Origin of the sequence: Exiguobacterium profundum (genome assembly GCF_001909285.1) — a bacterium.
Classification (GTDB): Bacteria; Bacillota; Bacilli; order Exiguobacteriales; family Exiguobacteriaceae; genus Exiguobacterium; species Exiguobacterium profundum.
Window position 1 is genome coordinate 2722250 of record NZ_MRSV01000001.1, and the last position, 25155, is coordinate 2747404.

A 25155-nucleotide genomic window follows, 5' to 3' on the forward strand; every position below is an offset into this window, starting at 1 on the left:
GAATGATTAAAAGAGAATAAAAAGATATCGTTCGATAAACGGAGGGACTTTTTGAATGACAACGACGAAACCATTATCTGACCTTACGATTGCCCAACAAGCCCAAACCTTGCCGATTAAAGAAAAAAAAACAAAAATCGGATTACGTGAAGATGATCTAGATCTTTACGGGAAATATAAAGCTAAACTTTCTTACGATGTCCTCGAACGTGTGAAAACGCAGGAAGACGGAAAACTCGTTCTCGTCACAGCGATCAATCCGACACCAGCTGGTGAAGGAAAATCGACGGTGACAGTCGGTCTCGGACAAGCGTTGAACCAGTTGGATAAACAAGCAATCGTCTGTCTGCGCGAACCTTCACTCGGTCCGACGATGGGTCTAAAAGGTGGCGCTGCTGGTGGTGGCTTCAGTCAAGTTCTCCCGATGGAAGACATCAACCTCCACTTCACAGGTGATATGCATGCGATCACATCGGCCCATAATACGATCAGTGCCATGATCGACAATCACTTGCATCAAGGAAACGACCTTGGGATCGATGTCCGACATATCGTCTGGAAGCGTGTCCTTGACTTAAACGACCGCGCACTTCGTCATGTCACGGTCGGTCTCGGTGGTCCTGCTCACGGAGTCCCTCGTGAGGACGGATTTGATATTACCGTCGCTTCGGAAATCATGGCGATTCTCTGTCTGGCCGATTCATTGGACGACCTCGAAGAACGCATCAAGCGAATCGTAGTCGCCTATGACCATCAAAAAGAACCAATCACGGCAGAACAAATCGGGGCGGCCGGGGCGGCGACATTACTGTTGAAGGAAGCCTTTAAACCGAACCTCGTCCAAACGCTCGAACAAACGCCTGCACTCGTTCACGGCGGACCGTTCGCAAACATCGCGCACGGATGCAATTCATTGATTGCAACGAAGACTGCATTAAAACTTGGGGAGTATGTGGTGACGGAAGCTGGGTTCGGTGCCGATCTCGGGGCAGAAAAGTTCTGTCATATCAAATCTCGAGTCGGTGATTTGAATCCGGATGCGGTCGTACTCGTCGCAACCGTTCGCGCTTTAAAAATGCACGGTGGCGTTTCAAAAGATCAGCTTCACATCGAGAATGTCGGTGCAGTCGGAGAAGGATTGAAATTACTCGCCAAACATATCGATACGATGAAAAAACTCGGACTGCCTACGGTCGTCGCATTGAACCGTTTCAATTCAGATACAGAAGAGGAACTTGCAACCGTTCTTGATTGGTGTGCGGCACACGGTATTCGTGCTTCGCTCAGCGAAGTATGGGCAAACGGCGGACTTGGTGGTCGACAGTTAGCCGAAGCGGTCATTGACGCCGTCGAGTCGAACGAAAGCAAACTTACGCCTCTGTATGAGTTGAACGATTCGATCGAACAAAAGATTAAAACCATTGCGAGAGAAGTATATGGTGCTGCAGACGTCGTGTTTACCGCCAAAGCACAAAAGCAAATGCAAGATGTTCAGGCTAACGGCTGGTCGGACCTTCCCATTTGTATGGCGAAGACACCGTTCTCCCTCTCAGACGACCCTTCAAAATTCGGTTATCAACAAGGATTCACCATCACTGTTCGCGAATTAAAACCTTCAGTGGGAGCAGGATTCCTCGTCGCCTTAACAGGCAACGTGTTGACGATGCCTGGGTTACCGAAACATCCAGCAGCTCTCAATATGGGAATTGACGAATCCGGAAAAGCAATCGGCCTTTTCTAATAGGGGGATGACACATGATCGTATCGGAGTTGACGTATCCTGACGGGTATCAAACAGAAGTGATGCACGTTCAGGCAGAGAAATCGATTGGAAAAATATTCATGTTTCACGGGATGCTCGAACATCACAAAAGATATATTGAGTTTGCACAGTTTATGGCAGATAATGGCTATGATGTGTTTGTGTGTGACTTGCGAGGTGCGGGTACAAGCGCTCATGACCAACGCACATATGGGCATCTTACGCCAGGAACGGGATTCCAACAACTTGTTGAGGATGCACAGTTCCTAATCCGTCAATATGAGGATGATCGTCCGACATATCTAATAGGTCATAGTTTCGGTTCTCTTCTCGTTCGAAAGCTCGGTCAAGTCATGGGGCACGCCTTATCCGGAATCGTCGTCGTCGCCCCGCCTCCTCATCCAGGAGTTGCAGGCGAACTCGGGCATCGCTTAATTGCTACCGCGATGAAACGAACACACGAAACACACCAATCTCGTTTTTTTGAACGACTGTTATTCGGACGTTATAATCTTAAGTTTTTACCTGCTCGAACGGATAGCGACTGGCTTTCAAGTGTTCCAGACGAAGTCGACTCCTATCTCACCGACCCAAATTGTGGCGGTTTGCCTTCCCTCGGTTTTTTACATGAAGTGACACGCGCTTCATTAGATGTCACCACGTCTGCACGGATTCATGAACATCCGAAGTCTCTTCCAGTTCTGTTCGTTGCCGGAATGGACGATCCTGTCACGCATGACGGAGAAGGGTTGAACGGAATCATTAAGAAATATCGTAATGCAGATGTCGAGCTCGCAGTCGTCACTTACGACAATGCTCGACATGAAATCCTTCGTGAAGCACACCGCGAACAAGTATGGTCAGATATTCTTGCTTGGATGAAGCAAAACAGAATCCATTAATTTACTTAATCCCCTTTTACAAGGGGATTTTTCATTTAACTGATTTTAGAAAAATTATTTTAAGCATTTACCTTTTTTGTATTTTTACTTCTTCTTTCCATTTTTTAAGTTTGTTATACTTAGACCGCAATCAATTTAATCATGCTCTCTCATCCGAAAGGGGTAACATATTGAAATCGACACTCTCAAGATTAGGAGTAGCCACGATTGTCTCAGGAACGATACTGAGCACTCTCGCACCACTCCAATCATATGCAGCAACATCCGAAGGAACAGTCAACACACCCATTTTAAATGTACGGTCTGATTCGTCGACATCGTCTTCAATCGTCGGCAAATTAACGGAAGGAACAACGGTAGATGTATACACCGTCAACGATGAATGGGCACAAATCAAATTCGAAGGTCAAAAACGATACGTTTCTTCTACGTATTTGACAATCGGTTCATCTATGACAACAGCCTCTACTACATCCGCTTCATTATATGTAGCTGAAATGAACGTCAATCTTCGTTCTTCCATGTCAACGTCCGCTTCAATCGAAACAGTCATCCCAAAAGGATCACTCGTGACGCATCTATCTACTCACGGGGCGACAGGATCTTGGTATAAAGTACAATTTGGTACATATACAGGATATGTGGCAGCACGATACTTCAGCGAAACAAGTCCTTCGTTTTACGCTTCGACAACTGCCGTCTTGTACGATTCGACCGGTTCAGGTGCGTCTAAAATCGCAACGATTCCAGAAGGTGCGAAAGTCACTTACCTCGATTCATTAGGCGCGACGGGTTCATGGTATAAACTCGAATACGGTTCACTTGTCGGTTATGCACCAGCACGTAACTTTACCGCGACTTCGCTTGCTCCAGAAGCAGTCACGACATATTACGCGGTGAAGAATGTCGCGCTCTACAATAGTTCAGGAAATGGTGCATCAAAAATTGCAACAATTCCACTTGGGGCAGAAGTAAAGCGTGTATATGTGAACGGATTGAGTTCATCTTGGTATAAAGTCCAATACGGGGACACGGTCGGCTATGCGGCCGCGCGTAACTTCTCGACATCAAAACCTGAAGCCGTCGTCAAAACAACCTATTATGCGGTTCGAGACCTCGTGTTATATGAGTCATCCGCTTCCGGAGCAGCTCGTCTACGCACGATTCAAGAAGGAACAAAAGTCGTCCAAGTATCGGATGCCAACTTATCGGACTCTTGGTTCAAAATTGAATATGATGGAGTCACCGGCTTCGCTGCCGCTCGTCATTTTTCAACGAAGGCACCTGAAGAAGTGACGATCACACCATACTTCGCGATTCGAAATGTAGCGATGTATAGTTCGTCTGCAGCCGGAGCGACGAAGATTGCCACGATTCCATTTGGTGCAAAAGTAGAACAGCTTTCACAAAGCGGTCTTTCTAGTTCTTGGTTCAAGATTAAATATGACGGAAAAACAGGATATGCAGGTTCTAGTCACTTTTCATTAAAAGATCCAGAGGTCGTGGTGAAAACAGATTATTATACAACGCGTGATGTCGTTTTATACAACCGCTCGGATGCTGAAAAAGTGAAGGTTGCGGTCATTCCATTCGGCACGAAAGTTCAACAAGTGTCGGAACCTGGTCTCACGGATCGATTCTTTAAAATCGAATACGGTCCGATTACAGGTTATGCGACGGCAGATTACTTCTCGAAAACAGTACCGTCAGACGAACAATACGAAGAAGAACGTCAAGTTCGTATCTATGTAGATGGGAACGAGCCACTCAACGTTCGTTCGACGCCTGAAGTGACAACAGCAAATAAAGTCGGAACGTTAAGTACGGGAACGATTGTCAACATCAAACCAATTGTCGGTTCAGACTGGGCACTTCTTACAAGTGGTACGTATAGCGGCAACTATATTCATACCGATTACGTCGTACCTGTCACAACGACCCCACCTGCGAAAGGTAAAACGAAAAAAGTTTCGTATACTAGTTATCCGATGACAGTTCGTCAGATGGCAGACCGTCAAGTGGCTCAATTCGCCCAAACGGATGCACATCGATACGATGAAGCCTACCTACCTCGTGCTTGGGTAAGTGTCAACGGATCGACAGGAAAGATTGTGAAATCTGAGATGACTGTTGTCTCAGGGTTAGGAACCGCTTTGAAGATGACAGCCTCTTCAAGCTCGTCCTCGCTCGTCACCATTCCATATGGTGCGTCAATTCAATACGTTGACCGTTATACTTCGGGGTCAACCGTTTGGTATAAAGTAAAATACGGCACGATGACCGGTTACGTGACACCAAGTTCAGTCGTCGGAACCGCCAACATTTTGAGCCGTCCAATTTTAACATCTCATGCGTACGGTCAAATTAATACAGGCGAAACCGTTACGATTACAGGTCAATCCGGCACATACTATACGATTTCGTATAAACGACCGGCCGGACACAATATCCGAGTCTTTGATAACACTTGGCGCCGTGCATCAGTTGATGATCTTCTTCCATACGTCGATCCTAGCCAGATTGATGCAAACTCTCGATCATTCTATCAATTCTTAGATTTATCGAAGAGCGCTGGGACAACTGCGACAACATTGAACAAGGTCCTCACATCAAAAGGAACGCTCAGCGGACAAGGTCAGGCATTCGTTGATGCGGCTAGTATGTATGGCGTGAACGAAGTGTATCTTCTCTCGCATGCCATCCTTGAAACTGGACATGGTACATCCCTTCTCGCAAAAGGAGTTCCTGTCGATAAAGATGGGAATGCATTAATTAACTCGAGTGGGAATCGGATTTATCCGGAACGTCCTGTTGCAGCAACCGTCTATAATATGTACGGTATTCAAGCAACAGATAGCAACCCTCTTGGAAACGGCGCCAAATACGCCTTCCAACAAAAGTGGTTCTCTCCTAAAGAAGCGATTATCGGAGGAGCTTACTGGATTGGGGCTAGCTATATCAATCACCCGACATATAAACAAAATACGCTGTATAAGATGCGCTTCAATCCTTCTTCACCAGGAACGCACCAATATGCAACGGATATCGGATGGGCCGCAAAACAAACGACAAGCATCTATAATATCTATCAATCACTTGATGCTTACACACTCAACTTCGATGTACCAAAATATCAGTAAAAAAGGAGACACGCGCCTCGTTGGCGTCGTGTCTCCTTTTATGTCCACTCAATCGAATCGATAATGGACTCGATTTCCATCTTTTCATCGGTCACCTGATCGGCTACGTAAGTTAAGAATAAGAGCCGTTTCCCATCGGTCAAGGACCATACATCTAAATGCATCCCATCTTCAATCCCACTTGCGTAGGCCGTTGTCATATCACTCGTTTCAGTCGTGACACTTGGAGCAATCTTTACATCAATCGGAAATTCGCCTAAGAACGTATTCAATTCGCTCATAGCGGATTGTTTTGGTTCTTGCGAATCTTCTGATTCATAGATTGAGATTTGAAGCGTCCCTTGCGCATCCGCTTCCGTCGAGTAAAAACTCACATAGTCTTCCTCTTCGCTGTATTCATAATGTTCCGGATACGTCAGGCGGAACCACCCATCAATTTCGTACTCTTTCATGCTGTTTTCTCCTTTACTTGCTTGAATGCCAGCCCTGTGACCATTTTAGCTTGAAGCGCGTACTTCAAGCGTTCGGTCACGTAAAGACGTTGGCTATTTACGTCTTGGGCGATCATATGTCCAAATAAGTTCATGCGGACAGTTTGATTGGATAGGAAATAGAGTCGATCCGCACTCAGCGGACGATATTCGTTTGAATGTTCAAGGTATTCGATTTCAAAGCGGCGGAGGACGTTCAGCGCACAGTAACGATCGGTTTTCCCGGTACTCGTATGAAGCTCGACACGAACGAGCTGAACGTCATACGGACAGACATTCATAAAGATAGGTCCCACCCGCTCATGGATCAAGAGGATACCCATATCGGTCTCAATTAAATCTGGCAGGGCTCCTTCATCTTGCGAGATGCTTAACACGACATACGGTCGGCTTGTCGGTGCAAGCAATTCCCCTTTATAAAATCGAAATCGTTGAATTCCTGTTAGAACCCGGGCACGCCAAGCACTCCCTCGAGCCTCGGCTTCCATCCGATACAACCTCTCTCCACTCACGCTTACTCCCCCTTCACTTGTTTGAGCGCATCGACGAACGTTTCCCATTCTAGGTTGTCACAAACAACCTTATTTTCCAATCCCCATTCTTCATCGATTGTCAAACGTACTTCGTTCGATTGTGCGTGACGGGTGACTCGAAGATCTCCTATTTGAATCATATCCGGATGAATCTCAAACGTCATACTTGGTAATCCGACCCACTTGATTCGATTCGTTCGTAACACAACCTGCCATTCTTGTTCATGATGAATCGAAAACGTCCAACTTCGGAGAGACACCGTCGTGTTCGTTTGTTTCGATTGTTTCAACATTCGAAACCCTTCACCCATCAGTCGTAAATATGATTTTCGCTCACTCATATTTCATTTCTCCCCTTTTTTTTTTTTTCTGCGTTGTGAATAGGATTCTGCAACCTAAAAAGTTTTTTTAAAAAAGGGTTTGCAAATTCCATCGTATATGCTATTATATCAAAGTAACGTTAAGAGTTAATACGTTTCGCGGGTGTAGTTTAATGGTAAAACCTCAGCCTTCCAAGCTGATGACGAGGGTTCGATTCCCTTCACCCGCTCCATATTTTTTCTTTGATGCGGGTGTAGTTTAATGGTAAAACCTCAGCCTTCCAAGCTGATGACGAGAGTTCGATTCTCTTCACCCGCTCCAATATCGACATATACGCGAGAGTATCTCGCACACATACACTGCACGGTTGAGACCTTGCAAAAAGCAGAAAGTCACACGACTTTCTGCTTTTTTGTTGTTCCGTCTATTGTTTTGGGGAAAAGAGTGATTGAATCCATTCAGATAAGGAGGAACTCCATTGATTCAAGCGAAGCTGCAATCCTTTACCGTATACGAAAGCGCGTTGATGCGAACGACATCGACCCTCATCGATACACCAGATGCCCTTTTGTTGATTGACCCGACCTGGCTCCCCGAAGAAATTGCGACAATCCGTCGTGACATCGAATTACACCGTCGGAATCGGCCGCTTTATGTCATCTTCACACATCATCATTTTGACCACATCATCGGAGCTTACGGCTTTGCAGATGCCACAACGATTGCCTCACAGGCTTTCGTCGATGCAGACTCATCTGACCAATTAAATGAGATTCGCGAGTTTTATGAACAATATTATATTGATCACCCGATTCAAAAACCGGACATCGACCTGGTCATCCAACCCGATCAAACGCTTTTAATCGGTTCAGTGCCCGTGACCTTCCTCTCTACACCGGGCCATGACGCGACGCATATGTCGGTTCTCATCGAATCCATGAATCTTCTCGTTTGTGGAGATTATGGGTCTAATGTCGAGCCACCTTTTATCGAACACGACCCAACCGCCTATCTCGACACGTTACAAACCTTGCAATCACTCATCTACGAACATGAGATTCGCTGGTTCGTACCAGGGCACGGCGATTTGTGCGACAGCCGGAGTCACATGATTGAGAGATTGAGTGCGGCGGAAGAATATATCTTGGCACTCCCCGAAGAACGTCATTGGTCCTCCGCATGGCCAGAGCACGCTTTTTTTGTTTGTGTTCATGAGCGGAATCGAAAAATGGTGGAACAAAAAGAGACCGATCGTCGGTCTCGTCAACAAGACGTATAAAAAAATCGCAACGTCTCCCCAAGACGTTGCGATTTCCCCCTATGTAGACCTATTTCTTTGTGACGCGTTCTGAGCGGACCGTGAACATACGGTCAACCCCATAGATCGTTACTCCCGTCAGAGCGAGTAACCCAATCATTGCAGAAGAAAACATGACCATCCCCCCATTGTTCACAGTTTCGTCATAATCACCCCGTGGTTTCATTATAAAAGACAAAAACAAAAAAAGAAAGCGTTTTCTTCAAACTTTCTTCACATTTCTCGCATTTAACCTCTATCGTTTTTTGATACAACGTCCCTATAGTGATTAGACAGACACGTGTAAAGATGTGTAGCTTTTGTGGAATTTGGGAATACATGATGTAAGGATAAAAAGAGACAGAAGCTGCTCGTCGAGGAGGAAGAGGTATGATTAAGTACGGTACATTGGTACGAATCGAGGGAAAATATGCCGTATTGAGATGGAACAACGGCTCAAGTTTCATCCCTAGACGATTCCTACCATCCGAAGCACGTGTTGGTGATACAATCATTCGAGACAACCATCATTACTATCTTGAAGAAGATATGACCCCTAACTTTGACGCATTGATCAAGCAACACTATAAAAGCTGAACGGTCTGCCCTCTCTAACCGGGCAGTTCGTTCAGCTTTTTTTCGAATGAATCATTCTGAGATGTCGTCGATTTGTTGCTGAAGCCACGCCTCGTCAACCGGACCCGTTTTTTTTTCCACGATGATCCCTTTTGCATCTAGAACGTACGTCGTCGGTAATGCGACAACGCGATATTGTTGCTCGACAGCGGCCTCTTCATCTAGCAAAATCGGAAAATCAACGGGATACTCATCTAGGAATGCCTCCACGTCCTCTTTTCCTCGTCGCTCATTTTTGGTGACGTTCACGCCAAGTACTGGGATGCCTGTCGCTTCTTCAAACGATACGAGTTCAGGAAACTCATCCCGGCATGGCGGACACCAAGAGGCCCAGAAGTTAATGACGACCGGCTGTCCTTGGAACTCAGAAAGGGTCAAATTCTCCTCATCTAACGTATTCAAAGTGAAGTCCGGGGCTTGTTGCCCCACTTCAAGTCCTCCTAATACCGATTCATTTTGGACGATCGGAACCGCTTCTTCTTTCTTTTGTGTCATCATATATTCCTCGTAGCCTTTATATGCGAGGCCAGCAATCAATAGAAGGATCAGCGTTCCAATACCAATTCTTTGTAAGCGCATCATTTACCCCTTGTTTGTTTTACTTAAGATTTCTACACTTAACTTATCATAAACCCGTAAAGGAGCGTATGGATTGTGCAACTTCAAAACGAGGAAATACAGATAACCTTAAAGGCACAAGGTGCTGAGATGACAAGTTGGAAAGTATCCGGAACTGAACTCTTATGGCAAGGGGACCCGACCTATTGGGGACGACAAGCCCCGATCCTCTTCCCGATTGTCGGTCGATTGCTCGATGATCAATATGTATATGAGGGAAACACCTATACGATGAGTCAACACGGATTCGCTCGGGACGCTATGTTCGAGGTCGAATCTTCGACTGCCACGTCGGTCCGCTTCACATTGAACGATACATCGGAATCACGTCAACACTATCCATTCCCATTCACACTGACCGTGTCCTATCAACTTGTGGGCGAAGAAGTGATTGTGACGTATCGCGTCCATAACCCGGGCGAAACGACGTTACCGTTTAGCATCGGTGGTCATCCTGCATTCAATATTCCGTTCATGGGCGGGACATTTGAAGACTACGTGATCGATTTCGGCGAAATCCGCTCCCTCGATCGCTATTTGCTCGAGGGCCCTTATTTAACAGGCGCGTATCAACCACTCGGAGAGCGTCAGTATATCCCCCTCACTCGGTCGTTATTTGACGACGATGCACTCATTTTTGAGAAGATTGAATATGCTGCACTCCGACATCAACCAACCGGCGCAGCCATCGTGATGGAGAGTCCCTCTTTCACGCATTTCGGCATCTGGTCTCCGCCGCAGAAAGACGCTCCGTTCGTCTGTTTGGAACCTTGGTTCGGACATGCGGATTATAAAGGCCATCGAAAAGATTTCCTACACAAAGAAGGGATCCAACTCCTCCCACCAAACGAAACGTTCGAAGCGAGTTATACATTATATATGGAAAACTAAAAAATCAATCCGACGTCTTGTCGGATTGATTTTTGATTTAGAAGCGATCGTCTTGTTCGGCTTCATATTCTGACACCGGCTTTTTCATGATGAGTGCCAGAATGATATAAATGAGGAGTCCCGGGCCACCGAGAAGCGCCATCGCCACGAATAGGACTCGCATAATGGTGACGTCCACCCCTAGATAGTTTCCAAGCCCTGAACAAACACCAGCAATCATTTTATTGTTTGGGTCTTTATAAAGTTTCCGTTCCATATCATCTTCTCCTCAACTCATTATGATCGTTGTGGTCGACGTAATGTCGTTCTTCCGCCGTTCGCAACCTCTCCACGCCCTTCAAAGTCGAGCGCTTCATTAATCGGTGTGCTACCAGACTTGATTTCGATTCGGCGACCGTACAGACCTCGGTTGTCGAGAGACGCTGCGATGACAGTCGCGACATCGGTTTCGGAAATCGTCGCACCATCCGCATCACTCAAGTCCTCTGATGCTTCGATTGAACCTTTACTCGGTTCATCAACAATGGTCACTGGGCAAATGATCGTATAGTTCAAACCGCTATGTTCGATATACTCGTCAGCGGCATTGTTAGCTGACAGAAAGTTAAAGAGTTCTTTCGGTGCAGCGTTCGGTTGATCAGCGCCATAGGCACTGAGTAAGACAACATGACGTACCCGTTCCTTCTTAGCGGCATCGATGGCATTCATCGCAACGTTTCGGTCAAGCAGTTCAATTTCAGTGCTCGAACCATCCGCGCCAGCAGTTGCCGCGATAATAACGGCATCTTGTCCACTTGTCGCCTCATGTACTTTCTTCTCGAGTTCTGTCTCGACATCAACCGTCAATACGTGTGCACCCATTTTCTCGTACTCTGCTTGTAGTTCAGGATAACGAATTAAAGCGGTCACTTGATGGGTTTTCGCCAGGCTTTTCAATACACGTTTCCCGATCTTTCCTGTTGCTCCAATGACTAAAACTTTCATTCAAATTTCCCTCCTCAAAAGAGTAGTTCATTTGTTTAAATTTCCTCTTTCAAGTCAGAATCAAACCCTTTTCTTAAAATTATCTGACAGTACCCCAGACAGATAAATCAAGGGCGTCTCGAATCGCCTGCACGCTCTCTTCTAACGGTTCATAGTAATACACGTTATTGATATAAGCATCTTGACCCTCGACTTGCATCTTATTCACCTCAGGATTCGAAATCATCGTCAATCCGACAGATGCCATTTGCAAGACGTTCATCTCAAGTCCCATTTCTTCTTTCATGAAGCGATACGTCGCCGGAATTTTTGTCCATCCTGAAGGACTTGCCAGTTTTTCAGCGACAGCTGTCATGACCTCCGTTTGACGATTCGAACGTGCTCCATCCGTATCCGATTTACGATGTCTCGCATACGCCAATGCCATGTCTCCATCCATCGCATAGGAAACACCCTCCGTATACTCATACGTCTGGTTGAACCCTTTCTCGCTAAACGAATGCGTCGCCGTGACATTTACCCCACCAATCAAATCAATCAATTCCATGAATGATTCGAACGTGATGACGACCTGTCCATCGACCGAGGCGTCGGTCAGCCCTTCCACGGCACCAATCGTACACTCTGCACCTCCGAACGCGAACGCATGCGTGATTTTATCACCTTCCCGTTCAGGCTCACATGGAATCGCTGTATACGTATCACGTGGAATCGATACATTCTGAACAGTACCAGAGCGTGGTACGAATTCCATCAACTGCAAGGAGTCCGTACGAGATCCCGACAACGATTCTCCTACTCGCGCATCGCTCCCCATAATGAGGAATGTAAATGGAGCAGTCGCAAAATATCCAACAATCAGTAGCATTGCAAGTAAGAGAAGGGCAGCTTTCCCCTTCCATTTACGCTTTCGTTTCGATGGTTGTTTAGACGAATGATCCATTTCTCGTTTAGCAGGGGTAGACGGTGTTGATGGTTTCGTCATCTGTCGAGATTTTGGTCGAGATGGTTTCCGTTTCGAAAATAATGAAACCCGGGGCAGTCGTTTCCGACTTGACTTTGCCGTCCCATTTTTCGTCCTTGGCGATTCTTGGGTTTGTTCATTTAAAAAGGGATGTTCTGATTGGCGTGTTACCCGTTCACGCTGTTGTTCAGATTGTGCATGTATAGAGGGCTCGTCCGTTTCACCGTGGTCCACACGAGACGATTCGATTTCTTGTTGTTCTAATTCGCGCTTTCTACGTTCGACACGCGATAAATGTTGTTCATCTTTCATCATTATGATCCTCAACTTTATCAATTTTTCTCTATTATCCCGAACCAGCCATCATCTGACAACGTTTCTTACGAAAATCCGTCTTAAGCATGAGAGCGAATGGTTGTTTCAGATGAAAAGCGGGAAAGGAATAATAATTGGTTTCTGCCCAAATCGAGATTGCCTACGAAAAGTTTGACTGAAAGGAGGAGAGCTGATGCGCATCGGAAAGTTACGCGTATTGTTAGAGCAGTATGGCGAGGCGACGTTACGCGATTTGCTCGTCGAAATGTACCGTCATACTCCTAAAGATGTGATTGATGATCAAGATTTTGATTTTATGATCAGCCAATTCACGCGATAAAAAGAGAAAAAAAATTCTGAAGAGCGACATTCGCTCTCGCAAACCATCACCTTGGCTGAACGGTTTGTTGATTCTGCGTACGAACATTTGTACATTCGTCCGAATCAAGTCATGTCAGAAAGCGACCAAAAAAATTGGTACATTCATGCTAAAAAAATCATTCGCGATTTAGCGCATTACGCCGAGAAATACACAGAAGCACGTACGATGTATGAAGAAATGTTTTACCTCCTCTCTACATCGGCTGGCGAAGAACCGCTCTTCTCTACAAGTGACCCGTTTCGCCTTTTAAAAATTTCACAAGTCACCATGCTCAAGCAACTCATTCACTACTATCAGCTCGATGCCCCGATTGATACCGTTTGGATTGACCGCGCCCTATACACCGCACTCCACGTGCCAAAAGATGTTGATTCTACACGAATTGATTTACTCTCAACGCTACCCATCGAACACAGTCATGCCAATACAAGAAAACTCCTTCACTCCCGTCTCTTAAAACTTTGCGATCGGATGTTAGAGAAGTCCCAAACAGAGGATACCGCGCTCGAAAACTATCAAGCGCTTAAAATGTTAGAACTCCGCCTTCTCGTCGCTGAAGGGAATTTGAAAGAAGCGGAACAAAAATTGTTCTCTGAATATATCCCGTTCTTTTCTCATCGCTCCGAACCATTTCGGGTATATGTCGACTTTTTAGAGAGTCACGGACACACTAGTGAGACGAAGCGCTTAAAACGAATTGCTAAAGAAAAGCGAAAACGATTTTAAAAAAAGGGAGTCAATCGATAGGATCGATTGACTCCAATACATGATATGAACGAGGGGTGTTCATTTGAAAAGGAGGACAGAAAGTTGGTGCAGAACTTTCTTCCTACACATATAAGTATAAGGGAACGATTGTAACCGTTACCAAATCACTTATTGCATTTTTGTGAACGTTTTCACGTTATTCAATCGTGTTCATCATGCCAAGTCCGATGACAGATAACAACACAATTAATACGAACAAATACACCATTTCATTCGGCGATTGAAATCCTTCATGAATTTCTACATCTTCTTCGACAATGATATTTTCATGAATGACGACCGGTTCTGTCTCGGCCATGGCTGCAGACGGTGTTACCGTCAACCAAAGCACAGAAACCAGAATCAGTTGATAAATGTATTTCATCATATACTCCTACTCCGTGTTTTCATTGTGTTTAAGTATAGCACGTCTCATCCGTTCGTTGCGCTGACATTTGATGAATCTCACAGATGAACGATGAAACGAAATCCATTTCATTGTATTGGACGGATATGTTCTATTTTACTCGAACCTTTTTCTTACGTAATTGATTTTTTTTCGAGTCAGGTTTCATCATACTGCCACACCCCACGATAAAAGATAGCGCTTACAATTTATTTGTACTTATCATTTGATAAAGAAAGAAGGATTCTTCGTGAAACGAGCGCTACGTTTTGTAGAATGCAGGCAATTACCGTTACATGAGCGTATTTCCATTCAGTCGCTATATCCTTTAAGCAAGGCCCCTTTGCTTCTCTCCCTTCCCTCGCATCATCACGTCTACGTCGCACTCAATCGAGATACCCCACTCGCTTCAATCGTCGCAAACGACGAACAGCTTGAAACGGATCATGCCATTCGCCTCTCTCAAGCCACATATGGTGATCGTCACGTCTTTCGCGGACTACTTCATCGTTTGATCTATGAACGAAGTCGAGAAACAAAGTACCCGATTACGTACTATCTTCAGGAAGAGGATTCTCATAATCAAGACAAGCATCGAATATATGAAGCAGCAGGGTTTCAAGTATTTCATCAAACCAAAACGTATCATCTACCATTCATCCCTTGCGAGAAAGCAACCCATACCAATTGGACACTCGAATTGGTGGACTATTCAAGAAGAGCAGATTGGCTCACATTTCGAAATGAACATTGTCATCTCCTTCCGGGTGCCATTTCGATGACAGATGAACAATTCGCACGAGAAGTTCGCCAGCAAACATTGTTCTATTCCGTGAAGTGGAACCGACAAGTGATTGGAATCATGAAAGTACGCTTACATATGTACCATATTTCAATACAAGAGATGCACGTTGACTGTGACGAGACTTTATTGCGGGAAGCTATTTCATTCCTTCAACAAAAATTTTTCTACATGTTCCGATACATTGAAGAGGCACATATTTCAGCAACAAGTTTGCAACCTGATTTGAGTTATACACTTCGTCGTCACGGCGCCCAAATCTCGAGTATTTGTCGTTATACGTACATACTACAGGCACCACCGACCCCGATTTATTCCTAAACAATCAAAAGACGTCGAGCAAACCAACTCAAACTCAAAGGAAAAAGTTGTTCATTCGACGTCTTTTATTCTGCAGCAGTAGTCGACTCCATCGCTAGAGGCGGCATCGCTTCAAACAGTTCTGTCCGAAGCCCCGTATCTCTCAAATCGAGCGATTCAATCCGATCGAACTTAATTTTGCGATCGACGACATTGAACCAATACGTAATATTTGGTTCATCTTTAAAACGAATCGCATAATTCGACCCATTTAAATGAAAGTCGACCTCGGTAGACAGCAACTCGGTCGGACCAATTTGTTTATGGGTCGTTAATCGTTCAAGGACAACCTGTTCTTCATTGATGCGATAGTCGACAAACGTCGCAAGCGAGAGTCCAAACACAAATGATACAAAGGCGAAAGTGCCCACCAAACCCATCGTGATTTTTCCGTTCATTTCGCTGTCCCTCCCTCTCCTATTATATCGGATAGGCTTGAAACGTTGTGAAGTGACATTTTGTTCAACTTTAGGCAAACTGAAGCAGAAGGAGGAATTTACATGCATATCGATCATACTGGGATTGCCGTTCGAGACTTAGATGAGGCGATCACATTTTACACGACGGTCTTAGGAGGAAAACTCGTGGACCGCTATACGAACACGACCATCGGGGTCGAGACCGAATTGGCCGTCATTCATATTGGAGAGGATGTCATCGAATTGTTGCGTCCGACTAGTAAGACGAGTCCGATTGCCCGGTTCATGAAAGCTCGAGGGAAGGGTGTTCATCATATCGCCTATCGTGTCGACGATTTGGACGAAGCGATGGCCGCTCACAAACAAAATGGCATCACCTTTTTAGAAGACACACTGCGTACGACCGCGAAAGGTAGACGCTTAATCTACATGGACCCGCGTCATTCAGGCGGTGTGATTACCGAGCTTTGTGATTATCCTAGAGAAAAGCAGTAAGAGTGGTCCTCTTACTGCTTCATCATGGTTTCTTCTATGATTTGACGATTCTTCTCTTTTAACCGTTCATTATGAGAGGACACCATTGCGGTAGCGTTCGCATTCGGGTCAATGTATGTTTTGGCCCGGTTCACCGCATTCGCAGCATCTTGAAACGCTCCAGCGATGAGATGTACTTTCCCTTCATGCGTGAGAATATCACCGGCAGCGTACAATCCCGGTATGGATGACTCGCTACCTGAATTCCCTTTCACATAAAACCCATCCTTCATCTCGACCTGCAATTCGCTGTTCCGAAGCAACTCCGCGTCTTGTTCATATCCGTGATTGATGACCACTTCATCGACCTCGATTACGCTCGTCTCTCCTGTTTCGACATGAGTCAAAAGAACTTGTTGAATCGATTTCCCATCGTGAGAAATCAAATCCGTCACTTTTGATCGTGGGCAACAGTCGACTCGACCCTGTTTAATTTTTTCAACTTGTGCTTCATGTCCACTAAGTTCTTCTTTTCGATACGTCAGCACGACCTGCTCTGCAATCGGCTCGAGCGCATTCGCCCAATCGACTGCACTATTGCCGCCACCCGATATCAAGACGCGCTTTCCTTTAAAGCGTTCAAGTGATTTAACCGTGTAATGGAGGTTCGACAATTCGAACCGCTCCGCTCCGCTCACTTCAACCTTATGCGGTTTGAGGATCCCACTTCCTGTCGCAACGATGACGGTTTTGGAAATATGATGACCGTTCGTCGTGTCGATCCCGAACAAATCGTCTGAACGCTTAGAGATCGACTCCACCTTCTCGCCAAGAAGGACCGTCGGAGAGAAGGTGAGACCTTGCTCGACGAGTTGGTCGATCAGTTTTGCCCCAGTCGTCGGTAGGAGACCACCTACATCCCAAACCATTTTCTCTGGATAGACATGTACTTTCCCGCCTAAAAAAGGTTGAAATTCGATAATTTTCGTCTTCATACCTCGTAAACCGCTGTAAAAAGCGGCATACAATCCAGCCGGTCCCCCACCGATAATCGTCACGTCGAATACTTCCTCGTTCATCGTCGCACCCTTCCTCTCTATATACGTAAAAATGATAATCATTCTCATTAGATGATAACCTGTTTTGGTCACTTTGACAATTTTTTTCGTTTATCGCCCTGATGGATTTGGTTTTTCTTATGCGTAGGTCGGGTAATGAAACATGAATCAAAAGGGAGGATGTGCGTGATGAATTGGATGGATGTCCTATTAATCGTCGTATCATTTTTTTGGCTAGTTGAGACGTGGCGATTTCGTAACCGAAAAGAGGCAACAGACGGGGCTGTCGAGCGGAAGAGTTTTTACTTTGTAGCGACGACGATGATTGGCGTCTTCGTGTTGTCTATGATCTCTTCGCTTGTTTTCGAATCACAGCCTTCGACAGTTCAACGAATCATCGGACTTACTTTTTACATAGCCGGCGTGTCGTTACGTTATTGGGGGATTTTACACTTACGTCATCAATTCACACGACATGTCGTCGTCCGACCGGAAGACGAACTCGTCAGCTCGGGACCGTATCGTTACTTACGCCACCCTCTTTACACAGGGTTGTTATTGATTACGTTCGGATTCTCGCTATACTTTATTCATTGGGGAATCGCCTTGATTGGTGCGGGTCTCACCTCGCTTGCATTACTGTACCGCATTCGAATCGAGGAAGGTATGCTCATTCGCCATTTCGGTCAGTCTTACCAATCCTGGTCGAAGACGCGCAAGCGCCTCTTCCCCTTCATCTATTAAAAAGGAGTCCGGCTCATCGCTGGACTCCTTTTTCATTTAGACAGAATATTTGCTGAGTAATCGGACGACGATGACCCCCGCGATGAATGCGACGATACTGAGTATCCACATGACTCCGGAAGCTGGTACACCCGGAAACACGACGGCGAGTGAGCCAATGACCAATCCGATGATGACGGAGAACGTCATTCCCGGAAAATTCGCCAACAAGTAACGAATGACTTTACTACTTACAATAAAGCCGACGGCCACTCCAGCACCGACAATCCCAATAATCAACAGATTGAAGTTTGAGATGGCGCTGATGACGGTTGGATAAACGCCAATTAACAACAAGACGAATGAACCGCTAATTCCAGGAAGCAACATCGCCATGCTGCCCAACCAACCGGAGAAGAATAAGAGAAGTGCCGTCCCGAACGTCACGTCCGTCATAATAGACGAATCAACCGGATTCAAGAATGCCATACTCGCAACGAGTATCGTTGCGACAACCATAGCAATAACATGAACCGGACGAATCGATGCGCGTGATTTAAATTCCACGAATAGAAGTGGAATAATCCCTAAAATCAAACCGATAAAGAAAAATTGTGTCGGTGCATAATACTCCAGCAATAAGTATTCAATAACTCGACTCAGTGCGATAATGGCTGTCCCCATTCCAATTGCCAATGGAATCAAGAACCCGATATATTTTTTCCAATATCGGCTAAATACGCCGCTAATCGCTTCGATGAGTTGATCGTAGATGCCTAAAATGACTGCAATGGTACCGCCGCTTACACCAGGGATTAAATCACTCGTCCCCATGGCCATCCCTCGCCAAATGTTCTTCCACTCCATAATGTATCTCCTTTACGTATATCTTTCCTCAAGCACTTAGTATAGTCGAGAAAAGAAGTTTGCGCATCCGCTTTTAGACTGAGAAAGGAGTCGAATTGATTTCTTTGATCATATAGTCAAATCTCGCCCCAGAAATGTTGATTTCTTTTTCCTTATGGAAGCCGAGACGTGTGTATAAGCGATGTGCCGCAGGATTTTCTTGATCCACGTTCAATGTGACGGCGGGCACACCGCGTTCTTTCGCAACGAGACAAACGTGTTCGATTAACTTCGTCCCAATTCCACGACCTCCATACGCCTCTGCGACAGCCAGTGAATCAATGTATTGGACATAACCTTCCGTTTCAACGTCCACCTCTTCTCCACTTCCATGCGCCGTCAACCATTCTCGAATCGGTCGATCCAATTCTTCTGCCTTATCCCCACGATACGAGATGATCATTCCGGCAACTTCTCCTTCAAAATCCGCCACCCAGATGTTTTCGTGACTCAAGCGGTTATTTGGTTTCTCTACCCACATCGCTAGTCGCTCCAATACCTCAGTCGTATCCGTTGATGCTGTCAATGTGTACGCAATCTCATGGATCGCTTGATACATGAGTGGTGCAATTTGTTTACTATCTTGTTTGGTTGCTTGTCGAATATTCATGATTAATCCCTCCATCATCCAGTCTAGCATAGCCCGGCACATCGGTTGTTTGTCCACACTCGTTTTGTGGCATCATATAGAGTGAAAGGGGCGAATCGAAATGAAAGCTATTCTTACAGGAATGAACGGTACAGTGGCACCCGTTGTTGCCGAAACGTTGCAGCGCCACGGAATTGAAGGGATTGCGTGGAATCGCGAGCAAGTGTCCACGACAAACGAAGAGGAAATGCGAGAATTCATCGAGCGCATCCGACCGAACTACTTTTTACATATCGGTATGGGCGCGGTGGAGTGGGCCGAGACGCTCGCTCGTTTATGTGGTGAGGCGAAAATTCCTTTCCTGTTCACGAGCACGGTTTCAATTTTTTCAGATGAAGTGACCGGACCGATTTCCCCAGATACGCTACCAGATGCCGAGGATGACTATGGAAAGTATAAGCGTGAGTGCGAACGTGCGATTATGAACGCCAATCCTGGTGCTCAAATCGTTCGTCTCGGATGGCAAATCGGGGATGAGGCCGGATCGAATAATATGATGGACTATTTTACGAACGAAATGAAGCAACGAGGGGTCATCCAAGCGAGTGAGCATTGGTATCCATCATGTTCATTTTTAGTAGACACGGCAGACGCGCTATTTGAAATTTTGACTAAACGTGGACCGGGCATCTATCAGTTAAACGGAAATGCGAACTATTCCCTATACGACATCGCCGTCGGACTAAAAGAGCTTCATGACACCGACTGGCAGATTGAATGTACCGATGAACCGAAACGGGATAATCGAATGATCGATTCATCGGTCTCGATTCGTCCCATCTCCAAACGCCTAAATTTGCAAACGAAGTAAATTCAAAGTCGCCTACTCCCATCGAGTAGGCGACTTTTTTATTGGTTTCGAGTTAGATGAGTCAATCGCAATTTACTTTTCGGCAGACTCGGCATGTCTACAAAACTATAGCTCAAGTCTTGAGGCGGGACCGTGTAGGCGTATTCCTTAGTAAACAACTCAATGACTTGTGCAAGAATTGCAATGGTCACATGTTCACCGGCACATCGATGTCCAAAATCTACATCTCCCCCACCTTGCGGAATAAAGTTAAACGGACTCTCGTTCCAATCTTTAAAACGAGAGGGATCGAATCGATCCGGCTCCGTCCAAATAGAGGAATCATGATTCGTACCGTACAAATCAAGAAGCGTCAGCGTCCCTTCCGAAAATGCATAGCCGTCCCATTCAAAATCGGTTTTGACACGAGCTGACGCTACAGGGAAAAATGGATAAAACCGTCTCACTTCCTGAACAAATTCTATTTTCGAGACCTCTCCCCGCTCTACCTGCTCTTTTACATCCGGAAACTGATGTAAAGCTAAGACAGTGAAGAGGACATACACCGAGATTGCGACAGTCGGGCGTAAAATGTTCAATACTTCGACCGCCACGACGTCTTCAGGTAATAACTCTCCGGATTCATCTCGGTGCCACGAAAATTCGTACAGCGCCGTATGTTCGTTCGGCAATAATCGATTCGACCGCACTTCTTTTACCATCTGACGAATCCAGGCTTCAGCGGAACTTCGTGCCTTCCGACCTTGTAAATACGTGGGACCAAGAGACGTACCCGATTCAAATAATAACCTCATCTCTTCAGTGCGCTTCCCAACTTCTTCTTTCGCAAGTGGAACTCCCGACCATTCACATACGGCCTTCATCAACACTTGTTGCGCAATATCGTATAAGACGACCTCCTCTCCCATTCGTTCAATCTGGTTCCACTCTCGATATGTCAAGCGGAGCAATCGATCTATATTTTCTTTTGTCATCAATGACATGAACATATGTTTTCGATGCGTATGTGCCGTACCATCAAGTGTTTGGACCCCATCTTCTCCAAACAAGGTTTTCAATAGACGTTTTGGCGCCGCATTCTGGCGCATGAATTTGTCTGCATCATAGAACACCTCGGCAGCCTCTTCGCCCCCAAGACAAATCACGCGCTCCCCGAGCAAACGTGTTTCAAAGATATTTGATTGAAAACTTTTGCGACGATTCGCAACAAATAGATAAACTTCCCTTAAAAAATCGACACTATGGTCGAGTCCTTCTTGTTTCGGTATGACTTTCCCCATCCAACTCACCCTTTCTCTTTTCTCGAACTATAAAGGATGTTCCCCCGTTTTTAGCGAACAAACCTAATATCGAAAGGAGCGAGTGACATGTTGCCGTTCTTACTGACATTGCGTCGAATTGTACGCGGAATCTGGCGTGGCCTCCGCGAACCTGAATTCCAAGTCTTATTCAGTCTTGCCTTTCTCACTGTCCTATCCGGTACACTTTTTTTTACACGGTTCGAGGAGATGCGTTGGTTGGACGCACTTTACTTCAGTGTCATCACCCTGACTACCATCGGATATGGTGATTTTGCCCCTCAGAAAAACATCGGAAAAATATTCACAATCGGATATGTATTGACTGGGGTGGGCATCATGGTTGGCTTTATCACAAAAGTGTTTAATCATTTACAAAAAGCACGACTCGATGAATTAGAAGCAAAACAAAAGACGCCACCCTCTGATTCATAAGGATGGCGTCCTTTCGTTTAGGAAACTTTTCGATTTTCAATTTCAAGCTGTTGGTTGAAACGCTTCGTCTCGGCAATGACAACACCCGACAAGAACAAGAGACCAATCAAGTTCGGGATGGCCATTAAGCCGTTGAAGACATCCGATAACGCCCATACCAAGTTCAAGTTCGTCGTCATGGCACCGAGTCCCGCGACGAGTACAAAAGCAATCCGATAGGGAAGAATCGACTTTTGTCCGAACAAGTAATGGATGGAGCGTTCGCCGTAATACGACCAACCGAGCACGGTCGAATAGGCGAACAAAACGAGCCCGATTGTGACAATATAACCTCCGGCTGGTCCGAGGAACAGTTCAAATGTAGCTGAAGTCAATTCGACCCCTTCAAGTCCTGTCCCGATTTGACCACCCATGACGAGTGTCAATCCTGTCACCGAACAGACGACAAGCGTGTCCAAGAAGACTTGAGTCATCGAGACGAGCGCCTGACGACCCGGCATATCTGTTTTCGCTGCCGCTGCTGCGATCGGAGCAGAGCCAAGACCTGCTTCGTTCGAGAAGACACCACGTGCCACCCCGTATCGAATGGCAGCTCCGATGGCCCCTCCACCGATTGCTTCTGCACTGAACGTACTGCTGAAGATGAGTGCGAACGCATCCGGAATCAGCGAGTAATTCATCACCATAATTAAAAGACCGCTACCTAAGTAGAAGGCAATCATGACGGGGACGAAGTAACTGACTACTTTCCCGATGGAACGCACGCCTCCGAGAATGACCGCTCCTGTAAAAATCATAATGAGAATCCCTGATATGTATAGTGGTACGTCAAACGTTGTTTTGAGCGCAAGCGCGACCGAGTTTGTTTGGACCCCGTTTCCAATACCGAACGCCGCAATCGATGCGAATGCAGCAAATGCTACCGCTAACCATCGTTGATTCAACCCTCGTTCTAGATAGTACATCGGTCCACCAGCCATTTGACCGCGCTCATCAGTGACCCGATACTTCACGGCAAGAACTGCCTCTGCGTATTTCGTTGCCATCCCAAAGAAACCGGACACCCACATCCATACGATGGCTCCCGGTCCTCCTAATACGACCGCTGTCGACACCCCGACGATATTCCCCGTACCGACGGTCGCCGCCAGAGCAGTCATGAGCGCCTGGAAGTGACTGATGTCCCCTTTAGAGGATTGATCCTGATTTTTCGAAAACGCCAATTTCAACGCATACGGTAATTTGGTGATTTGAATCCCACCTAGACGCACCGTCAAGTAAATGCCTGTCCCCACAAGCAAAATCAAGAGCGGTGGTCCCCATACAAAGTTGGATGCCGTACTCACCCATTCACTAAATGATTGCCCCATACAAAGTATCCCCTTCCCCCGAAAAATAGTGTACACCTCTATTTTTTCAGAATACTTAGAACAATGCAAAAGTATTGTACTAAAACAACTGATTCATTGTTTGTTCTGTACAAAAACAGCGAGACGAACTCAATCGTCTCGCTGTGACTCAGGTTTCTCTCGTTGTAAAGGCGCTTTCCAATCAAATGTATCCGGAACATAATCGAGCCCGCCTGGATGAAACGGCTGGCAGCGAATGAGTCGGCGAGCGGTTAAATAACTGCCTTTGACAGCCCCATGTTTTTCGATTGCTTCGATTCCGTAGTGCGAACAGCTCGGATAAAATCGGCACGTTGGCGGCTTTAATGGTGAAATAAAACGCTGGTAACCTTGAATCCCTTTTACTAGTACACGTTTCACACGATTTCGCCTCACTCTTTTGAATTAGTGCCATCATAGCGCGATTTGAAACGTTTGTCATGTTCGTCGATTCCTATGTCAAATCGTTTTCCATCTCTTTACAAATGAGCAAGATGGGCGATATTCGAGTGTATGTTTGTTATGATAGTCAACATAACTATTGACCGAATCGAAAAGAAGAGGTGACGAATGATGAATCAATTACTAATGGTCGGTGCTGGATCGATGAGTGAGGCGCTCGTTCGCGGGTGGATCGACTCGGGCATCGAACCGACACACATCACAATGACAAACCGAAGTGACCGGGAGCGCTTACTCTTCCTACAAGATGAACTCGGCGTTCAAATTGTTGAGGACGAAAACGTTAACGACTATGACATCGTCGTATTAGCGATGCAACCTGATGGCGTCATCCCGTACGTAGAATCAAAAGAATGGAAGACCCCACTACTCGTCTCAGTCGCTGCACATATCGAACCGAGCCAATTAGAAGAGGCTTCAGGGCTACCAGCTGTTTGCGCCATGCCGAACACGCCTGTCGCCCATCGGAACGGGATGACGGGGCTATGGTTTGGTCCAGAAACAGATGAGGCAGTCCGTGAGAAAGCGACTTCTCTCTTTGAACGGGTCGGTCGAACGGCCGTCACCGATGCGAAAACGATGTCCGCCTTTATGGCCGCTGCAGGGTGCAGTCCTGCCTTTTTCTATGAAATCGTAGGTGCGATGACGCCCGTCCTAACGGATGTCGGTTACGATGAACAGACAGCGCGTCAAATTGTCGCCCAAGCGATGAAAGGCTCCGCTGAGTTACTGTCTCATGAAACACGTGAGACGAATGAACTGATTGCCGATGTGGCCGCTCCAGGCGGACCGACCGACCGTGGTGTCGGCGTGCTTCGTGAACGGAATCTTGCTGACGTGATGGCTTCAGCCTTGCGCGAAAGTGCCAAAGAAGATCATGAGTCGATTGAAGAAGTGTAAACGATACTCGTTTACACTTCTTTTTATGTTCACTCGACCTTACTATTTATTATTTATAACTTTTTATATGATCAATATTTC

29 protein-coding genes and 2 tRNA genes are annotated in these 25155 nt (G+C 46.0%); 16 read left to right on the forward strand and 15 right to left on the reverse strand.

All coding sequences use genetic code 11. The annotated features are described in order from the left end of the window. Positions 1-55: 55 nt before the first annotated feature. The 3 genes from BBB58_RS14025 (at position 56) to BBB58_RS14035 (ending at position 5804) form a co-directional block, all read left to right on the forward strand. Positions 56-1741 carry a formate--tetrahydrofolate ligase gene (locus tag BBB58_RS14025; RefSeq protein ID WP_074037762.1) on the forward strand — a complete coding sequence of 562 codons (1686 nt, stop codon included), beginning with the start codon at positions 56-58 and terminating at the stop codon, positions 1739-1741. Positions 1742-1755: 14 nt separating this feature from the next. Next, positions 1756-2664: an alpha/beta fold hydrolase gene (locus tag BBB58_RS14030; RefSeq protein ID WP_074037763.1), complete on the forward strand. Its 909-nt coding sequence runs from the start codon at positions 1756-1758 to the stop codon at positions 2662-2664. 170 nt (positions 2665-2834) lie between these two features. Next, the gene (locus BBB58_RS14035; RefSeq protein ID WP_074037764.1) at positions 2835-5804 is read left to right on the forward strand and encodes an SH3 domain-containing protein; all 2970 of its coding nucleotides are present in this window, start codon (positions 2835-2837) and stop codon (positions 5802-5804) included. 38 nt (positions 5805-5842) lie between these two features. Here BBB58_RS14035 and BBB58_RS14040 read toward each other — a convergent pair whose 3' ends face one another. Genes BBB58_RS14040 through BBB58_RS14050 form a run of 3 tightly spaced genes read right to left on the reverse strand, consistent with a single transcriptional unit; the run spans position 5843 to position 7169 of the window. Then, positions 5843-6256: a DUF3805 domain-containing protein gene (locus BBB58_RS14040; protein WP_074037765.1), complete on the reverse strand. Its 414-nt coding sequence runs from the start codon at positions 6254-6256 to the stop codon at positions 5843-5845. Further along, positions 6253-6807: a hypothetical protein gene (locus BBB58_RS14045; RefSeq protein WP_236548971.1), complete on the reverse strand. Its 555-nt coding sequence runs from the start codon at positions 6805-6807 to the stop codon at positions 6253-6255. Before BBB58_RS14045 ends, BBB58_RS14040 begins: the two co-directional genes overlap by 4 nt. A 2-nt stretch (positions 6808-6809) precedes the next feature. Next, the gene (locus tag BBB58_RS14050; protein ID WP_031421018.1) at positions 6810-7169 is read right to left on the reverse strand and encodes a hypothetical protein; all 360 of its coding nucleotides are present in this window, start codon (positions 7167-7169) and stop codon (positions 6810-6812) included. A 138-nt stretch (positions 7170-7307) separates the two neighbouring features. Between BBB58_RS14050 and BBB58_RS14055 the strand changes: the two genes are divergently transcribed. The 4 genes from BBB58_RS14055 to BBB58_RS14070 all read left to right on the forward strand — a co-directional run bounded on the left by BBB58_RS14055 (position 7308) and on the right by BBB58_RS14070 (position 9043). Further along, positions 7308-7381 (forward strand) — tRNA-Gly (locus tag BBB58_RS14055). 15 nt (positions 7382-7396) lie between these two features. Further along, positions 7397-7470, forward strand: a tRNA-Gly gene (locus tag BBB58_RS14060). Between the two features lie 157 nt (positions 7471-7627). Then, entirely contained in the window at positions 7628-8428 is an 801-nt protein-coding gene (locus BBB58_RS14065; RefSeq protein ID WP_074037766.1) for an MBL fold metallo-hydrolase, read from the forward strand. A 408-nt stretch (positions 8429-8836) separates the two neighbouring features. Then, positions 8837-9043: a DUF3006 domain-containing protein gene (locus tag BBB58_RS14070; RefSeq protein WP_015880796.1), complete on the forward strand. Its 207-nt coding sequence runs from the start codon at positions 8837-8839 to the stop codon at positions 9041-9043. 51 nt (positions 9044-9094) lie between these two features. Here the strand turns inward: BBB58_RS14070 and BBB58_RS14075 are convergent, their stop codons facing one another. Continuing rightward, positions 9095-9661 carry a TlpA family protein disulfide reductase gene (locus BBB58_RS14075; RefSeq protein ID WP_244150759.1) on the reverse strand — a complete coding sequence of 189 codons (567 nt, stop codon included), beginning with the start codon at positions 9659-9661 and terminating at the stop codon, positions 9095-9097. A gap of 75 nt (positions 9662-9736) precedes the next feature. Between BBB58_RS14075 and BBB58_RS14080 the strand changes: the two genes are divergently transcribed. Further along, on the forward strand, positions 9737-10591 hold the full coding sequence (locus BBB58_RS14080) for an aldose 1-epimerase family protein (RefSeq protein WP_084543118.1): 855 nt from the start codon (positions 9737-9739) through the stop codon (positions 10589-10591). Between the two features lie 37 nt (positions 10592-10628). On the opposite strand, the gene BBB58_RS14085 is transcribed toward BBB58_RS14080, so the two are convergent. The 3 genes from BBB58_RS14085 to BBB58_RS14095 form a co-directional block, all read right to left on the reverse strand. Continuing rightward, a complete protein-coding gene (locus BBB58_RS14085; protein ID WP_074037769.1) occupies positions 10629-10847 on the reverse strand; it encodes a PspC domain-containing protein in 219 nt (72 codons plus the stop codon). A 20-nt stretch (positions 10848-10867) separates the two neighbouring features. Next, positions 10868-11575, reverse strand: coding sequence for an SDR family oxidoreductase (locus tag BBB58_RS14090; RefSeq protein WP_074037770.1), 708 nt, complete (start codon positions 11573-11575; stop codon positions 10868-10870). A gap of 79 nt (positions 11576-11654) precedes the next feature. Continuing rightward, positions 11655-12851 (reverse strand): LCP family protein, encoded by a 1197-nt coding sequence (locus BBB58_RS14095; RefSeq protein WP_244150760.1) that lies wholly within the window; start codon positions 12849-12851, stop codon positions 11655-11657. 196 nt (positions 12852-13047) lie between these two features. Between BBB58_RS14095 and BBB58_RS15525 the strand changes: the two genes are divergently transcribed. Then, the gene (locus tag BBB58_RS15525) at positions 13048-13194 is read left to right on the forward strand and encodes a hypothetical protein (protein WP_244150761.1); all 147 of its coding nucleotides are present in this window, start codon (positions 13048-13050) and stop codon (positions 13192-13194) included. Between the two features lie 51 nt (positions 13195-13245). Then, a complete protein-coding gene (locus BBB58_RS14100) occupies positions 13246-13962 on the forward strand; it encodes a hypothetical protein (protein ID WP_244150762.1) in 717 nt (238 codons plus the stop codon). A 178-nt stretch (positions 13963-14140) separates the two neighbouring features. On the opposite strand, the gene BBB58_RS14105 is transcribed toward BBB58_RS14100, so the two are convergent. Next, on the reverse strand, positions 14141-14368 hold the full coding sequence (locus BBB58_RS14105) for a hypothetical protein (RefSeq protein WP_031421006.1): 228 nt from the start codon (positions 14366-14368) through the stop codon (positions 14141-14143). A gap of 271 nt (positions 14369-14639) precedes the next feature. Between BBB58_RS14105 and BBB58_RS14110 the strand changes: the two genes are divergently transcribed. Further along, entirely contained in the window at positions 14640-15512 is an 873-nt protein-coding gene (locus tag BBB58_RS14110) for a hypothetical protein (RefSeq protein ID WP_074037772.1), read from the forward strand. A 65-nt stretch (positions 15513-15577) separates the two neighbouring features. Here BBB58_RS14110 and BBB58_RS14115 read toward each other — a convergent pair whose 3' ends face one another. After that, the gene (locus BBB58_RS14115) at positions 15578-15949 is read right to left on the reverse strand and encodes a hypothetical protein (protein ID WP_074037773.1); all 372 of its coding nucleotides are present in this window, start codon (positions 15947-15949) and stop codon (positions 15578-15580) included. A 102-nt stretch (positions 15950-16051) separates the two neighbouring features. Here BBB58_RS14115 and BBB58_RS14120 point away from each other — a divergent pair, with 102 nt between their 5' ends. Next, complete coding sequence (locus BBB58_RS14120) at positions 16052-16465, forward strand: VOC family protein (protein WP_074037774.1); 414 nt, start codon at positions 16052-16054, stop codon at positions 16463-16465. A gap of 11 nt (positions 16466-16476) precedes the next feature. Here the strand turns inward: BBB58_RS14120 and BBB58_RS14125 are convergent, their stop codons facing one another. Further along, complete coding sequence (locus BBB58_RS14125) at positions 16477-17523, reverse strand: NAD(P)/FAD-dependent oxidoreductase (protein ID WP_074037775.1); 1047 nt, start codon at positions 17521-17523, stop codon at positions 16477-16479. Positions 17524-17691: 168 nt separating this feature from the next. On the opposite strand from BBB58_RS14125, the gene BBB58_RS14130 reads away from it, so the two are divergent. Continuing rightward, the gene (locus tag BBB58_RS14130; protein WP_074037776.1) at positions 17692-18246 is read left to right on the forward strand and encodes a methyltransferase family protein; all 555 of its coding nucleotides are present in this window, start codon (positions 17692-17694) and stop codon (positions 18244-18246) included. A gap of 36 nt (positions 18247-18282) precedes the next feature. On the opposite strand, the gene BBB58_RS14135 is transcribed toward BBB58_RS14130, so the two are convergent. Together BBB58_RS14135 and BBB58_RS14140 are read right to left on the reverse strand one after the other, a co-directional pair. Further along, positions 18283-19092 carry a DUF368 domain-containing protein gene (locus tag BBB58_RS14135; protein WP_015880783.1) on the reverse strand — a complete coding sequence of 270 codons (810 nt, stop codon included), beginning with the start codon at positions 19090-19092 and terminating at the stop codon, positions 18283-18285. Between the two features lie 73 nt (positions 19093-19165). Next, positions 19166-19741: a GNAT family N-acetyltransferase gene (locus tag BBB58_RS14140; RefSeq protein ID WP_074037777.1), complete on the reverse strand. Its 576-nt coding sequence runs from the start codon at positions 19739-19741 to the stop codon at positions 19166-19168. 100 nt (positions 19742-19841) lie between these two features. On the opposite strand from BBB58_RS14140, the gene BBB58_RS14145 reads away from it, so the two are divergent. Next, on the forward strand, positions 19842-20591 hold the full coding sequence (locus BBB58_RS14145; RefSeq protein ID WP_074037778.1) for a sugar nucleotide-binding protein: 750 nt from the start codon (positions 19842-19844) through the stop codon (positions 20589-20591). Between the two features lie 38 nt (positions 20592-20629). Here the strand turns inward: BBB58_RS14145 and BBB58_RS14150 are convergent, their stop codons facing one another. Next, the gene (locus BBB58_RS14150; protein ID WP_074037779.1) at positions 20630-21871 is read right to left on the reverse strand and encodes a cytochrome P450; all 1242 of its coding nucleotides are present in this window, start codon (positions 21869-21871) and stop codon (positions 20630-20632) included. Positions 21872-21958: 87 nt separating this feature from the next. On the opposite strand from BBB58_RS14150, the gene BBB58_RS14155 reads away from it, so the two are divergent. After that, complete coding sequence (locus BBB58_RS14155; RefSeq protein ID WP_074037780.1) at positions 21959-22324, forward strand: potassium channel family protein; 366 nt, start codon at positions 21959-21961, stop codon at positions 22322-22324. A 17-nt stretch (positions 22325-22341) separates the two neighbouring features. On the opposite strand, the gene BBB58_RS14160 is transcribed toward BBB58_RS14155, so the two are convergent. Both BBB58_RS14160 and yidD read right to left on the reverse strand, forming a co-directional pair. Further along, on the reverse strand, positions 22342-23694 hold the full coding sequence (locus BBB58_RS14160) for an alanine/glycine:cation symporter family protein (protein WP_074037781.1): 1353 nt from the start codon (positions 23692-23694) through the stop codon (positions 22342-22344). Between the two features lie 129 nt (positions 23695-23823). Next, positions 23824-24093: a membrane protein insertion efficiency factor YidD gene (gene yidD / locus BBB58_RS14165; protein WP_015880777.1), complete on the reverse strand. Its 270-nt coding sequence runs from the start codon at positions 24091-24093 to the stop codon at positions 23824-23826. A gap of 192 nt (positions 24094-24285) precedes the next feature. Between yidD and BBB58_RS14170 the strand changes: the two genes are divergently transcribed. Continuing rightward, positions 24286-25074 carry a pyrroline-5-carboxylate reductase family protein gene (locus BBB58_RS14170; RefSeq protein ID WP_074037973.1) on the forward strand — a complete coding sequence of 263 codons (789 nt, stop codon included), beginning with the start codon at positions 24286-24288 and terminating at the stop codon, positions 25072-25074. Positions 25075-25155 lie beyond the last annotated feature (81 nt).

Bases quoted from the DNA above. Each gene is read 5' to 3' on its own strand.
- BBB58_RS14025 (WP_074037762.1), top strand. From the start codon at position 56: ATGACAACGACGAAACCATTATCTGACCTTACGATTGCCCAACAAGCC.
- BBB58_RS14030 (WP_074037763.1), top strand. From the start codon at position 1,756: ATGATCGTATCGGAGTTGACGTATCCTGACGGGTATCAAACAGAAGTG.
- BBB58_RS14040 (WP_074037765.1), bottom strand. From the start codon at position 6,256: ATGAAAGAGTACGAAATTGATGGGTGGTTCCGCCTGACGTATCCGGAA.
- BBB58_RS14050 (WP_031421018.1), bottom strand. From the start codon at position 7,169: ATGAGTGAGCGAAAATCATATTTACGACTGATGGGTGAAGGGTTTCGA.
- BBB58_RS14070 (WP_015880796.1), top strand. From the start codon at position 8,837: ATGATTAAGTACGGTACATTGGTACGAATCGAGGGAAAATATGCCGTA.
- BBB58_RS14075 (WP_244150759.1), bottom strand. From the start codon at position 9,661: ATGCGCTTACAAAGAATTGGTATTGGAACGCTGATCCTTCTATTGATT.
- BBB58_RS14085 (WP_074037769.1), bottom strand. From the start codon at position 10,847: ATGGAACGGAAACTTTATAAAGACCCAAACAATAAAATGATTGCTGGT.
- BBB58_RS14090 (WP_074037770.1), bottom strand. From the start codon at position 11,575: ATGAAAGTTTTAGTCATTGGAGCAACAGGAAAGATCGGGAAACGTGTA.
- BBB58_RS14095 (WP_244150760.1), bottom strand. From the start codon at position 12,851: ATGAAAGATGAACAACATTTATCGCGTGTCGAACGTAGAAAGCGCGAA.
- BBB58_RS15525 (WP_244150761.1), top strand. From the start codon at position 13,048: ATGCGCATCGGAAAGTTACGCGTATTGTTAGAGCAGTATGGCGAGGCG.
- BBB58_RS14105 (WP_031421006.1), bottom strand. From the start codon at position 14,368: ATGAAATACATTTATCAACTGATTCTGGTTTCTGTGCTTTGGTTGACG.
- BBB58_RS14115 (WP_074037773.1), bottom strand. From the start codon at position 15,949: ATGAACGGAAAAATCACGATGGGTTTGGTGGGCACTTTCGCCTTTGTA.
- BBB58_RS14120 (WP_074037774.1), top strand. From the start codon at position 16,052: ATGCATATCGATCATACTGGGATTGCCGTTCGAGACTTAGATGAGGCG.
- BBB58_RS14125 (WP_074037775.1), bottom strand. From the start codon at position 17,523: ATGAACGAGGAAGTATTCGACGTGACGATTATCGGTGGGGGACCGGCT.
- BBB58_RS14130 (WP_074037776.1), top strand. From the start codon at position 17,692: ATGAATTGGATGGATGTCCTATTAATCGTCGTATCATTTTTTTGGCTA.
- BBB58_RS14135 (WP_015880783.1), bottom strand. From the start codon at position 19,092: ATGGAGTGGAAGAACATTTGGCGAGGGATGGCCATGGGGACGAGTGAT.
- BBB58_RS14140 (WP_074037777.1), bottom strand. From the start codon at position 19,741: ATGAATATTCGACAAGCAACCAAACAAGATAGTAAACAAATTGCACCA.
- BBB58_RS14145 (WP_074037778.1), top strand. From the start codon at position 19,842: ATGAAAGCTATTCTTACAGGAATGAACGGTACAGTGGCACCCGTTGTT.
- BBB58_RS14150 (WP_074037779.1), bottom strand. From the start codon at position 21,871: ATGGGGAAAGTCATACCGAAACAAGAAGGACTCGACCATAGTGTCGAT.
- BBB58_RS14155 (WP_074037780.1), top strand. From the start codon at position 21,959: ATGTTGCCGTTCTTACTGACATTGCGTCGAATTGTACGCGGAATCTGG.
- BBB58_RS14160 (WP_074037781.1), bottom strand. From the start codon at position 23,694: ATGGGGCAATCATTTAGTGAATGGGTGAGTACGGCATCCAACTTTGTA.
- BBB58_RS14170 (WP_074037973.1), top strand. From the start codon at position 24,286: ATGAATCAATTACTAATGGTCGGTGCTGGATCGATGAGTGAGGCGCTC.